This window comes from Seonamhaeicola sp. MEBiC01930 (genome assembly GCF_045277075.1).
In the GTDB taxonomy this organism is placed as follows: Bacteria; Bacteroidota; Bacteroidia; order Flavobacteriales; family Flavobacteriaceae; genus Seonamhaeicola.
In genome coordinates this window covers 1,762,410-1,774,927 of the sequence record NZ_CP104270.1, presented here as the reverse complement: position 1 = coordinate 1,774,927, position 12,518 = coordinate 1,762,410, and the positions used below count along the sequence as shown (strand labels likewise).

Annotated in this window: 17 protein-coding genes; 7 read left to right on the top strand and 10 right to left on the bottom strand. The window is 31.1% G+C overall.

Features of this window, described 5'->3' with window-relative positions; genetic code table 11:
* Positions 1 to 7 precede the first annotated feature (7 nt).
* Entirely contained in the window at positions 8 to 397 is a 390-nt protein-coding gene (locus N1F78_RS07715) for an HIT family protein (protein WP_406685597.1), read from the top strand.
* Here N1F78_RS07715 and N1F78_RS07710 read toward each other — a convergent pair.
* Positions 392 to 742 (bottom strand): hypothetical protein, encoded by a 351-nt coding sequence (locus N1F78_RS07710; protein ID WP_406685596.1) that lies wholly within the window; start codon positions 740 to 742, stop codon positions 392 to 394. The two genes, N1F78_RS07715 and N1F78_RS07710, sit on opposite strands and share 6 nt — an antisense overlap.
* Positions 743 to 745: 3 nt before the next feature.
* Positions 746 to 1,903, bottom strand: a complete 1,158-nt coding sequence (locus N1F78_RS07705; protein ID WP_406685595.1) for a sensor histidine kinase — start codon at positions 1,901 to 1,903, stop codon at positions 746 to 748.
* 210 nt (positions 1,904 to 2,113) lie between these two features.
* On the opposite strand from N1F78_RS07705, the gene N1F78_RS07700 reads away from it, so the two are divergent.
* From N1F78_RS07700 to N1F78_RS07685, 4 genes are all read left to right on the top strand, one after another.
* Positions 2,114 to 2,986, top strand: a complete 873-nt coding sequence (locus N1F78_RS07700) for a flavin reductase family protein (RefSeq protein WP_406685594.1) — start codon at positions 2,114 to 2,116, stop codon at positions 2,984 to 2,986.
* A gap of 28 nt (positions 2,987 to 3,014) precedes the next feature.
* A complete protein-coding gene (locus tag N1F78_RS07695; protein ID WP_406685593.1) occupies positions 3,015 to 3,392 on the top strand; it encodes a DUF3127 domain-containing protein in 378 nt (125 codons plus the stop codon).
* 74 nt (positions 3,393 to 3,466) lie between these two features.
* Positions 3,467 to 4,096, top strand: coding sequence for a leucyl/phenylalanyl-tRNA--protein transferase (gene aat, locus N1F78_RS07690; protein ID WP_406685592.1), 630 nt, complete (start codon positions 3,467 to 3,469; stop codon positions 4,094 to 4,096).
* Between the two features lie 101 nt (positions 4,097 to 4,197).
* On the top strand, positions 4,198 to 4,566 hold the full coding sequence (locus N1F78_RS07685) for a cupin domain-containing protein (protein ID WP_406685591.1): 369 nt from the start codon (positions 4,198 to 4,200) through the stop codon (positions 4,564 to 4,566).
* Between the two features lie 40 nt (positions 4,567 to 4,606).
* Here the strand turns inward: N1F78_RS07685 and N1F78_RS07680 are convergent, their stop codons facing one another.
* The gene (locus N1F78_RS07680) at positions 4,607 to 5,326 is read right to left on the bottom strand and encodes a DUF2490 domain-containing protein (protein ID WP_406685590.1); all 720 of its coding nucleotides are present in this window, start codon (positions 5,324 to 5,326) and stop codon (positions 4,607 to 4,609) included.
* A gap of 74 nt (positions 5,327 to 5,400) precedes the next feature.
* Entirely contained in the window at positions 5,401 to 5,967 is a 567-nt protein-coding gene (locus tag N1F78_RS07675) for a DNA-3-methyladenine glycosylase I (RefSeq protein ID WP_406685589.1), read from the bottom strand.
* A 93-nt stretch (positions 5,968 to 6,060) separates the two neighbouring features.
* On the opposite strand from N1F78_RS07675, the gene N1F78_RS07670 reads away from it, so the two are divergent.
* A complete protein-coding gene (locus tag N1F78_RS07670) occupies positions 6,061 to 6,678 on the top strand; it encodes a thioredoxin family protein (RefSeq protein ID WP_406685588.1) in 618 nt (205 codons plus the stop codon).
* Here N1F78_RS07670 and N1F78_RS07665 read toward each other — a convergent pair.
* The 3 genes from N1F78_RS07665 to N1F78_RS07655 are packed head-to-tail and all read right to left on the bottom strand — an operon-like array spanning position 6,662 to position 8,915.
* Complete coding sequence (locus N1F78_RS07665) at positions 6,662 to 7,384, bottom strand: hypothetical protein (protein ID WP_406685587.1); 723 nt, start codon at positions 7,382 to 7,384, stop codon at positions 6,662 to 6,664. The genes N1F78_RS07670 and N1F78_RS07665 overlap by 17 nt on opposite strands.
* A gap of 43 nt (positions 7,385 to 7,427) precedes the next feature.
* On the bottom strand, positions 7,428 to 8,117 hold the full coding sequence (truB, locus tag N1F78_RS07660; protein WP_406685586.1) for a tRNA pseudouridine(55) synthase TruB: 690 nt from the start codon (positions 8,115 to 8,117) through the stop codon (positions 7,428 to 7,430).
* A gap of 3 nt (positions 8,118 to 8,120) precedes the next feature.
* Entirely contained in the window at positions 8,121 to 8,915 is a 795-nt protein-coding gene (locus N1F78_RS07655) for an undecaprenyl-diphosphate phosphatase (protein ID WP_406685585.1), read from the bottom strand.
* 77 nt (positions 8,916 to 8,992) lie between these two features.
* Between N1F78_RS07655 and N1F78_RS07650 the strand changes: the two genes are divergently transcribed.
* Positions 8,993 to 10,123 carry a glycerate kinase gene (locus N1F78_RS07650; RefSeq protein ID WP_406685584.1) on the top strand — a complete coding sequence of 377 codons (1,131 nt, stop codon included), beginning with the start codon at positions 8,993 to 8,995 and terminating at the stop codon, positions 10,121 to 10,123.
* Positions 10,124 to 10,217: 94 nt separating this feature from the next.
* Here N1F78_RS07650 and N1F78_RS07645 read toward each other — a convergent pair whose 3' ends face one another.
* The 3 genes from N1F78_RS07645 to N1F78_RS07635 form a co-directional block, all read right to left on the bottom strand.
* Positions 10,218 to 10,472: a DUF3098 domain-containing protein gene (locus N1F78_RS07645; RefSeq protein WP_406685583.1), complete on the bottom strand. Its 255-nt coding sequence runs from the start codon at positions 10,470 to 10,472 to the stop codon at positions 10,218 to 10,220.
* 84 nt (positions 10,473 to 10,556) lie between these two features.
* Positions 10,557 to 11,435 (bottom strand): cell division protein FtsX, encoded by an 879-nt coding sequence (locus N1F78_RS07640; protein WP_406685582.1) that lies wholly within the window; start codon positions 11,433 to 11,435, stop codon positions 10,557 to 10,559.
* Positions 11,436 to 11,522: 87 nt separating this feature from the next.
* Complete coding sequence (locus tag N1F78_RS07635) at positions 11,523 to 12,431, bottom strand: DMT family transporter (protein ID WP_406685581.1); 909 nt, start codon at positions 12,429 to 12,431, stop codon at positions 11,523 to 11,525.
* Positions 12,432 to 12,518 lie beyond the last annotated feature (87 nt).

The window sequence follows — 12,518 nt, the reverse complement described above, 5'->3', positions numbered from 1 at the left end:
CAAACTAATGGCTTCTATTTTTACCAAAATTATAAATGGTGATATTCCCTGTTATAAAATAGCGGAAACAGAAGATTTTTTTGCATTTCTAGACATTAACCCAAATAGCAAAGGACATACACTTTGTATTCCGAAAAAAGAGATTGATAAAATTTTCGATTTAGATGAATCCTCCTATAATGGATTGATGCGTTTTTCTAGAACTGTAGCCATGGCTATTGAAAAAGCCATTCCTTGTAAAAGAGTAGGAGTTTCTGTAATTGGATTAGAAGTACCGCATGCACATGTGCATTTAATTCCTTTACACACTATGGAAGATGCTCGGTTTATTCAAAAAACACAATTAACTTCAGAAGAATTTCAGGAAATAGCTAGTGCCATAAAAGCACATTTATAAATTTGGGTATATTGCTAAAAAAGCAATAACAGCCATCACTAAGACAAACAACAATATACCAATCCAGGAGGTTTGTTTTAAATATCTTGAAGCTTTTTTAGGCTTAATAGCTTTTTGTTGGTATTCAAACACACGTTCTATATCATCTGTCCATTGAACAGGATATATAATAGTATTACACACCTTACACTCTAATGAATGAATAACTTGTGAAGTTATAGATTTATAAAATTTAGTTTCTTTTATTTTTTGTTGAAAAGTAAGCCTTAACCCTTCTACACTATAACACTCAGGACAGTTATTTTTTAAAACAACTTCCTTTAATTTAATAAAAGATTCACTCATAACTTAAGCGTGTTTTAAACTAATTTGAATTGTTGTACCCTTATCTTTTTCAGAATTAAGCACCTTTATTTTACCATCATGAAAATCTTCAATAATTCGTTTTGTTAAAGATAGTCCCAGGCCCCAACCTCTTTTTTTTGTGGTGAAACCGGGTTCAAAAATTTTATTAAAGTGTTTTTTAGAAATACCCTTACCAGTATCAGTCACACTTACTTTTACATTATTTTCAAGTTGCGAAATTTCAACTGTTAATTCTCCCCTACCCTTCATTGCATCTATAGCATTCTTAACCAAATTCTCAATGGTCCAGCTAAACAATTGTTTATTTAGATTTACGGGAATATATTCATTAGGTGTAATAAGCTTAAACTCTATTAAATCTGAGGCTCTAGCCTTTAAATAATCATAAGAGTTAATGGTTTCTTCAATAATATTAGCAGTTTCTAACACAGGCAATGATCCTATTTTACTAAAGCGTTCAGCTATTATTTTTAATCTATCAACATCTTTTTCAATTTCTGCAATGTAATCAGGATTAACATTTTCGCTTTTTAAAATTTCAGTCCAACCTATTAATGATGATAACGGTGTTCCAATTTGATGCGCCGTTTCTTTAGCCATACCCGACCAAAGTTTGTTTTGGGTTGCATTCTTATTACTACTATAAAAAAAGAAAATCACAGCGCCAAATAAGACTACAATAAGGATTAAGGCTAATGGATAATATTTCAATCTATTTAGTAATGGAGAATTTCCATAGTAAATAGTACTTAAAACCTTTCCATCTAAAATTACCTTAATAGGTTTATTCTCCTTTTCAAATTTTGAAATTAGGCTTTTTAAATATGTTGTATCATTTGCCTTTCTTGGATTTATATTGTTATGACTAATCACTCCTTCTTTACTAACAAGAATGGTAGGTGTTGTTTTATTGCTTGAAATAATCTGTAAAGGTAAATTACTAATATTTTGATTTAGGTTATTAGGATCTATATCTGCTAACTCGGTTTGAGAAGAAGCCCAAATCTCCATTTTGTTTCTTTCTTCATATTTAAAATGATTAAAAAACTCATAGGTTTTCCACATAATTACAGAAACAATAATAAACGAAGCAACTATAATAACCCAACGAAAGGTGTTTTGATGTTTAGTAAATAGCATTAAACTTAATTTAACATGTAATATAATGTAAATCTATAAATATTATTGCCCTAGTTGTTAGTAAATCTAATTCTAACAATATTGAAAATCAACCATATTCCCTCTAAAAATCAAGCCTAACAAGTTATAGACTTAGCTAAATCATTGTTGAAAACTAGTTTAAGTTTTACGCTTTTTTTTGATTAGTTTTGTTAAAACTAAAAGTGTTTAATGGCATCATTTGAACCAAAAGATTTATCAACGGTTAAGTTACATAGTTATTTATTAAATGCTATTGCCCCAAGACCAATTGCTTTGGCAAGTACAGTAGATAAAAACGGCAACCCTAACCTATCTCCTTTTAGTTTTTTTAACGTGTTTAGTGCTAACCCTCCTATTTTGGTTTTTTCACCATCACGTAGAGTTAGAGACAATACAACAAAGCATACACTACAAAATGTTCAAGCTACAAATGAAGTAGTAATTAATGTAGTGAATTATGATATGATTTACCAAACATCTTTAAGTAGTACGGAATACTCTCAAGGTATTAATGAGTTTGAAAAATCTGGGTTAACCATGTTAGATTCAGATTTGGTAAAACCATTTAGGGTAGGTGAATCACCTGTTCAATTTGAATGTAAAGTAAATGAAATAATAGCTTTAGGAACAGAAGGAGGCGCAGGTAATTTGGTAATATGCCAAGTAATTAAGTTGCATATTGATGATGAGGCTTTAAATGAAGATAGCACCATAAATCAAAGCAAATTAGATTTAGTGGCACGTGCAGGAGGAAGTTTTTATAGTAGAGCAAAAAAAGGCTTTTTTGAAATACCAAAACCAATATCAAGCTTAGGAATAGGAATTGATAGTTTTCCAGATCATGTTAAAAATAGTATGATTCTAACTGGAAATGATTTAGGAATGTTAGGAAACATTGAAATTCTACCTAATGAAGAACAAGTACAATTGTTTGTTGAGGAAGTAGGAAAACACTATCCTAATATAAAAACAGCCACTCATAGAGAAAAACACAAATTAGCACGTAATTATTTAAGTTTTGGTGATATTGAAAGTGCTTGGAAAATATTGTTAAGTAAATAAGTAATAATTTAGATATAAATAAAAGTTAATGGAAGTTCAAGGAAGAATTAAAGTTATTGGAGAAACTCAAACTTTTGGAGCAAATGGGTTTAGAAAGAGAGAAATAGTTGTAACAACAGAGGAACAATACCCTCAACATATTATGGTTGAGTTTGTACAAGATAAGACTGACTTATTGAACAACTATCAAGTTGGTCAACAAGTAAAAATAAATATTAATTTAAGAGGTAGAGAATGGGTAAACCCTCAAGGAGAAACTAAATATTTCAACTCTATTCAAGGTTGGAGAATTGAGGCATTGCAACAAGAACCTGCCGATGGTAATGTACCTCCTGTTCCGCCTATGGATGCCTTTGAACCTGCCGGAGAATTAAACAAGGAAGATCATGATGATTTACCATTCTAATTATTCTTTCTTTTTTTAGTAAGAATCTAAAACAAACCTCAACAAATTACTGTTGAGGTTTGTTATTTTATGCTATGTATTACCTAAATCAAGATTTATGGTTTCCTAATGTAAATGAAGCTTCAGATGATGGACTTTTAGCCATTGGAGGAGACCTTTCTGTAGATCGCTTAATTTTGGCTTATAATTCTGGTATCTTTCCTTGGTTTGAATCTGAAGAACCATTATTATGGTGGAGTCCAGATCCTCGTTTTGTATTATTTCCTGAAAAACTAAAAATATCAAAAAGCATGAAAAAAATTTTGCGTAACAAAACTTTCACGGTAACCATAAATCATGCTTTTAGAGAAGTTGTAGAAGCATGCGCTGAAGTAAAACGTAACGGACAAGCTGGCACATGGATTACACAAAATATGATAGTAGCTTATACTGAGCTGCATAAAAAAGGATACGCAAAATCCGTTGAAGTATGGAAAAATTCAGAACTTGTTGGTGGTCTTTATGGTGTAGATTTAAATAATGGTGTATTCTGTGGTGAAAGTATGTTTGCTAAAGAAAGTAATGCCAGTAAAGTAGCATTAATTAATTTTATACAAAACACCAATTACCAACTTATAGATTGTCAAATTTACACTAATCACTTAGAAAGTTTGGGAGCTGAGGATATTTCAAGAGATGTTTTTCTAGAATATTTAACGCCTTGAATTTGTACATTTTTTTAACCTAAATTCCTTTGATGTCAGGTGTAGGTGATTAAAGGAATATGACCTATTATTGATAAATCACTAAATACAACCTTAATAACATGGAAATACAAAAAATATCTATCGCTGATAAAATGTCTCTTTTTAGTGATCATTGGAATCCACGAATTGTTGGAGAACTAAACGGACAACATATAAAGCTTGTTAAGGCTCAAGGCGAATTTGAATGGCACAAACACGATAAAGAAGATGAAATGTTTTTGGTTATTGATGGCGAATTTGATATGGAATTAAGAAATAAAACAATTACTATTAAAAAAGGGGAGTTTATTATAATACCTAGAGGTGTTGAACACAGACCTGTTGTGAAAAACGAGGTTCAAGTAATGTTGTTTGAGCCTGCCAACACAATAAATACTGGAGAAAATGAAATTTCAGATTTAACTCAAAAAAAGACTGAATGGATTTAAAGCACACTTTTAGTTAATGCAAATTTATGGAACCCAACCATTACAGTTTATAAATTGCAGTAGTCAATAAAAACAAATAGTTTTTTGTAGAGGTGTTATACCCCTCTAATCTGTATTCTAGTCCACCCTGAAGTTTTAAATCCTGATTTACTTGCCAACCAAATTGAGTTGTAAATCTATGGTCAAAAAAAGGAGCATGTTTTTCACTCAAGCTTAACAAAGCCTCTGTACTCCCTACAAAAAAGACACCACCAACATCCCATATCTTGCCATTTATCGGCAAGTTCATTATAAACCTATACCTTGGTCTAAAATCCGTAAAGTTGTTGAATATACGCTCTTCTAACCTAAATCTGTGTCCATAACGCACACCAGCCTTTTGCTTAGAATAGACAAACTCTTGCATAAACCGCAACTCATCACTCCCAGAATCAAACCAATCTCTGTTTCTATAATAAAACCCAAAACTGAGTTTGTGAATAGCATTCAATTTAAAAGTTGAAAAATGAAAAAAATCAATCTGTTGTTGTTTATACTGTAAAGCATCTTTATGTAAAAAATAACGACTTCTAAAGGTAAAATTAATAGCATAATCTTTAGAAACTTGATGATTTAAAGACAATGCTGACTCCCCCAAAGCTTCAAAAACATTTTGGGTAAAAGATTTTGTGGTAATACTAAATACTAAAAGAAATAACGTGGTATTAATACTAAGTATATTTATAGGACGAAGAAGCAACAATCCTCCCTTTTTTTCCATGTTTCAGAATCTATTAAAAGTTATGTATTTAATTGTTTGGGGTTTTTGTTTTAGGTTAGAATATCTAAACAAATTTAGACTTCATTATATCTAAAACAGTCCCTAATGTGATCGTTCACCATTCCTGTTGCTTGCATATGCGCATAAACCACTGTAGTACCCACAAACTTAAATCCTCTTTTTTTTAAATCTTTACTTATAGTATTACTAAGAGGTGAATTAGCAGGTATATCTTCTAAACTATTAAATGTATTTTTAATTGGCTTACCATTTACAAAACCCCAAATATATTTACTAAAACTCCCAAACTCTTCTTGTATTTTAATAAAAGCTTGTGCATTAGTAACTGTAGCATTTATCTTTAATTTATTTCTAATAATCCCTGCATCTTGCAATAGTAAATCAATTTTCGATTGCTTATAATTAGCTATTTTTTTATAGTTAAATTGATCAAAGGCCTTTCTAAAATTTTCACGTTTTCGTAAAACAGTTATCCAACTTAAACCCGCTTGAAAAGTTTCTAAAATTAAAAATTCAAAAAGCTTATCATCACCATAAACAGGCACACCCCATTCCTTGTCATGGTAATACTCGTAAAGTTCATCTCCTTCACACCAACCGCATCTCTTTTTATCAGGCATAGCTTTCTAAGTTTTATGGTTTACGCATGACAAATGTCATCTTATAAAGAAGCACAAGATACTACTTTTGTATCATCATAAAAAGAAATTGTAATGAACACAATTATAAGATCAAGTATAGAAAACAGCATGTCTTATGAGATATATCGGAGCTTAGTTTTAACCTTAGCAGAGGAGAAAGACACTACAGGAAGTGAGAAAAGTAAAACCAGAATTCACTTTACCAAATTAAACAACAGGCGCATGAAACGCTGGGATAAAACCCTAAAAATACTTGAAAAATCTAAAATACAATTAAGTCTTTTCAATACAGAAGTTACTTGGTTAATTATTACTGAGAGTTGGTGCGGAGATGCCGCTCATGTGATTCCTGTATTAAATAAAATAACTGAAATAAACCCGAAAATAAACCTTAGAATTGTATTAAGAGATGAAAACCTTGAGTTAATGAATCTATTCTTAACCGATGGTAACCAAGCCATACCAAAGTTAATAATGATTGACAATGAAACTGGAGCTATACTTGATACTTATGGCCCTAGACCAAGTGAAGCTGCAGGTTATGTTTCTAGATTTAAAGCTGCTAACGGCAACTTAACTGAAGAGTTTAAAGAAGACTTGCAACATTGGTATAATAATGACAAAGGTAGAACTACCGTTGAAGATATTACTGTAATGTTAAGCAAATTTCAACCTAGTTTTTCCCAATAAAATTAAAAGTAATAGTACCTATTTGACTGTTTTTAGATGTATCGGGGCTAAAAACAGATTCTTTGGCATAATCTAAAGCATGTTCAACTAAACATTCATTATCTGAATTTGAGGAAGAGTTGATGTAAGCATCAATTACACTTCCTTTAGCATTAACAGTAATAGTAACTATAATTTTTCCATTTACTTCGCATAAATAAACTGGTATAGGAATATGAACCCTTTTCCGTCCTTTAAGCGAAAAACCAATAGTGCTATTTGCATTATTTGCTTCTGTATTTTGTTTTTTTAGTACATCATTAGCTTTATCAAACTTAGAAAGTGCATCTTCATTTAATTTGGATTCATGAGTGTTTTTATACTTCTCTTTATAGTTACTAATAGCTTCATCACTATTTATACTGTTTTTTTGAGGTATATAGTCTTCAGGAGGAGCAATTGTTTTATAGGCTTGTGCAAACTTATTAGCATTTTGTGTTTGGTTAAAAGCACTATTAGTTTCAGCTTTAGTATTATTTAATTTATCAAGCGCATCTAAAATTTTAAGTTCTTCTTCAGTTAGCTCTTCTTCAGGTTCAATTTCGTAAAAACTTTCAGCTATTCCGTTATCCAGTTGCTTTAGGCTAAAACTAAATACAGAAAGCACAACAGTTCCTGCTATAAGAAGTGTGATAATTAAGGCTTTATGTTGATCTGAGAGCTGCAATTTCTTAGCAAATGTTTACCTAATATACGTAAAAATATATTTTTTAGTCTTTCAAACTGGCAATAAAGCCTTCAACAGAGAGACCTTTTTCAACATCAAAATCACCAATTTTTGTGCGTCTTAAAACAGATAAGTGAGCTCCAGAATTTAAAGCCTTTCCAAAGTCATTGGCTAATGAACGTATATATGTTCCTTTACTACAAACCACTCTAAAATCCACATTAAATCCACTTATACTAGTGATTTCAAATTCTGAAATAGAAATAATTCTAGATTTTATTTCAACAGTTTTACCCTCTCTTGCAAATTCATACAAACGTTTCCCGTCTTTCTTTATAGCTGAAAATACTGGAGGACATTGCTCTATATTACCAATAAATTTCTTGGTAGTTCCATGTATTAAATCTTCAGTAATATGTTCTGTTGGATAATGCTTATCAATCTCGGTTTCTAAATCGAAAGATGGTGTTGAACTCCCTAGTACAAAAGTGCCGGTGTATTCTTTCACCTGCCCTTGATAAGTGTTTATTTCTTTAGTTTTTTTTCCTGTACAAATAACCAACAAACCCGTAGCAAGAGGATCTAAAGTTCCTGCATGCCCTACCTTAATTTTTTTAATATTGAATGCACGTCTTATTTCCCAACGTAGTTTATTAACTACTTGAAAGGATGTCCAATTTAAAGGTTTATCTATTAATAAAACTTGACCAGATAAGTAATCGTCGGCAGTCATAAATTAGTTTAAAAAAGAAACAATAATTGCAGTAATACCTACAATTACACAATAAATAGCAAAATACGATAACTTACTCTTTTTAACTAAAGCTATCATCCAAGTACAAGCAAATAAACCAGCAATAAAAGCCGCTACAAAACCAATTGATAATGCCGTAAAATTTTGACTTTCAGTTGAAATTTCTCCACTAATAATGTCTTTAGCTATTTTTCCAAATATTAATGGCACAACCATTAAAAATGAAAACCTAGCTGCCTTAGTTTTATCGTTACCAAGTAAAACTGAAGTTGAAATTGTAGCCCCAGAACGTGAAATCCCAGGTAACATAGCAATAGCTTGAGAAACTCCTATTACAAGAGCATTACTAAAACTCACCTTTTTATTAGTGTTTTTTGCTTTATCAGCTAAATAAAGAAGTAAGGCGGTTATTATAAGCATAAACCCTACCAATTTTATATTTCCTCCAAATAACTCCGCAAATTGAGATTCGTATGTAAATCCGATAATTGCTGCCGGAATCATAGACACCGCAATTTTAGAAACAAATTGCAGATCTTCATTCCATTTAAATTTTAATACCCCTCTAATAATATCTATAATATCTTTTCTAAAAACAACAATAGTACTTAAGGCCGTAGCAAAATGTAAAACAACAGTAAACAACAAGCTTTCTTCTGGAACCGAATTATCCCCAAGTATAGCTTTACCTAACTCCAAATGTCCGCTTGAAGAAACTGGTAAAAACTCAGTAAGCCCTTGAATAATACCTAAAATAATTGCATCTAAAATATCCATAAGGCAAAAATATTAAAATAGGAATACAAATAACATTTATATTCATTAATGCTGCATTAATTATTATTTTAGTTTTCATGAAAATAGTTATAGCACCAGATAAGTTTAAAAACTCATTAACTGGAATGGCGTTCTGTAATGCTATTGAGGAGGCCGTTTTATCTGTTTTGAATGATGCGGAAATCATTAAACTTCCGTTGGCTGACGGAGGTGATGGTACAATTGAAGTTGTAAATTATTATCTTAAAGGTAAAGAAATTCAAGTAACAGCGAAGAATCCCTTTTTTAAATCTATTCAAGCCTCATATTTATATTCTGAGAAAACTAAAACTGCCTTTATTGAAATGGCAGAGGCTTCTGGTGTAAAATTATTAAGGCCAGAACACTTTGATTGTAAAAACGCTACTACTCTAGGAACAGGTGAAATGATAGCTGATGCTATTGAAAAAGGAGCTGAAAAAATTATTCTGGGTATAGGTGGAAGTGCCACAAATGATTGTGGTATTGGTATGGCAACTGCATTAGGATACAAATTTTTAGATAAAAATGACAATGAAGTAATGCCAATTGGAGCTAATCTTTCAATTATAAAAACTGTTGACATCTCAAACGTGAACCAAAAATTACTTGATATAGATTTTCAAGTGGCTTGTGATGTTTCAAATCCATTATACGGAAAAAACGGTGCTGCTTATGTCTACGCTGCTCAAAAAGGAGCCACGTCGCAAGAAATTAGAATGCTTGATAAGGGTCTTGCTGATTTTTCAAAAATTATTGAAAAAACCTTTGGAGTAAATCCTCAAACTATAAAAGGTTCTGGTGCTGCAGGTGGTATGGGCATTGCTTCAAAAATATTTTTGAACGGCACATTAAAACTAGGTGTTGAATTAATAAAAAAACTAGCGAAATTTGACGAAAAGATTAATGGCGTTGAATGGATAATTACTGGTGAAGGAAAGCTTGATTTTCAAACCATGTCTGGAAAAACTATTCAAGGCATATTATCTTCCGCGAAAACTAAAAACATAAAAGTGGCTGCTTTTTGTGGCATGATAGATTTGTCAGAAGAAGAAATGACTAAAATGGGAATTAATTATTACGATTCGGTTATTGAAAAAGCTGAGTCTATGGAAGATGCTATGGAAAATGGTTATCAATACCTAAAGCAAATGGCCAAGGAATTTGCTAAAAAATTAGATAAGAGATAAATCAAAACTGAATGTCATAACTGTGTAGTCAGGAATCCATATTTAACTGTATTTTCTGGGTAATAAATTCCAGCCTTCAAGGGTATGACAAAAGCTACTTCTTATCAGGATTTAAAAGAATAGCATAAATCTGAATACCAAAACCAATAAGTACTAATGCTGGAGCTAACCTTATACGTCTCCAACTAAAAATTTCGGGATTAAAAACATTAGGATCATCACTACCGCCTCCAGACATTAATATAAATCCTAATGCAATACACGCTAAACCAATAAACATGAATTTATAGTTTTTCTTTCCAAAGATAAAGATTGGCTTTGCGTTTTCTTTTCGTTTTTTCTCTCCCATGGTTTTGTAGAATAGATTAATGCAAATTAAAGGATTTATTTAAAACTAAAGTGTTAATGATTTTTTAATTTCAGGTCTGTTATTCTAATAGTACAACTCATCTGTACGTAAATTAAGAAAACGTTGTGTAGCAAAATGTGTGCTTATCCAAGTAATAATAATACCAAGTGCAAAAATGAAAGTGAACAATAAAACCACTGGTACTGGTTGATTCATTAACTCTAACTCTGAAAATGTCTGATTTAAATAATACAAAACAATAGCCATTCCTATTAGTGCTAATGTAGCACCAATAATTCCTAAACGTACACTTTTAAAAATAAACGGACGCCTAATAAACTGTTTTGTTGCTCCAACCATTTGCATAGTTTTAATGGTGAAGCGTTTTGAGTATACTGAAAGTCGTAACGAACTATTTATAAGCAATACGGCAATAACAGTAAATAGTGCACTAATAACCAAAACCCAAAAACTGATTTTCTTTACGTTATCATTCATAAGATTTACAAGGTCATTATCATAACTTACCTCATCAACAAACTTTTTATTTAAAGCTTCAGCGGAAACTGTTTCTAAATGTTCAGAAGTTACATAGTCTGCTTTTAAATGCACATCTATAGAGTTTTGCAACGGATTATACCCTACAAAATCCATAAAATCCTCCCCTGTTTCAGCCTTCATAAACTCAGCAGCCTTTTCCTTGCTAACATATTCTGTAGACTTCACATAATCACTCATGGCTAAACTCTTTTCAAGCTGCTTAATCTCAATGTCTTTAGCACTTTCTTTTAGGTAAATGGTAACTACAACTTGTTCTTTAAAATGATCAGAAACTTTGTTTGCATTTAAAAGTATAATACCTAACATACCTAGCAAGAATAACACTAAGGCAATACTCAATACTACGGAAAAATAAGAAGATATAAGACGTCTTTTTTGTTGCTTTTCGTAGTATGAGCTCATAAAAATTGAATTGATGCAGTAAATGTACTAAACAAAAAATAATTTGTATTTACTTAAACTAAAACATATTAACATTGTTGTATTTTACTAGTTTTTTTTCAAGGGAATACTAGTGATATAGACTCCTGCAACAACAACCAAACAACTTAATATTTTAACAAGATCTATATCTTGAGCATATTCACTTTTCATTAAAATATGAGCATAAACACTTACCATAATGAAGCTTATAACTGGCTGTAAATAAATATAGCTACTTGTAACAGAAGGGGACACATAGTTAAGTGCATAAATATTAAATATGTAAGTTAGGAATGTGGTAAATAAAACCACGAAACCTATCACCAAATACGTATTCAAAGTAAAGGCTTCAAAATTAGTAGAAATTAAATCGTTTATAGAAAACGGTATTACCATAATAAACCCAAACAAAAACATCCAACTTACCACAGTAATGGCATTATATTTTTTCATTAAAGTTTTAACTATTACCAAATAAAGGCCATAGAAAGAAGCGTTAAGAAACACAAAAAAATTACCCAATGCTGAACTTGTTCCAGAAGCCTTATTTCCATATAAAATTAAAAATACAGCGCCAGCGCCTCCAATTAAAATCCCCAAAACTCTATTTTTGGTAATACGCTCTTTAAGAATCAAATAACTAAAAATCAACACAATTACTGGTGTAATTGTCATAATGATTGATGCATCTATGGGAGATGTTAAATTTATTCCATGAAAAAAAAACATCATATTAGCAGCTGCACCAAAAAACCCACAAAGTATAAGCCTTATAAAATCTTTTTGCTTAATTTTTTCTTTTACTGTAAGCTTCTTAACGCCCCAGAATAAAGCCGTACAACAGGCAAGCCTTATGAAAACAAACGCTGCTGGCCCAATTTTATCTGGCATAATTCCTTTTGCAATAATATAATTTGCCCCATAAATAACATTGGCGCCTAAGATGGCTGCATGTGCTTTAAATGTATTTTTCAAAACTTAATGTTTTAAGCGCTCAAAAGTAAATTTATAATTTCATTTTATATTAATTAAAAGTGAATTATTAATTTAAAACTAAAGGTT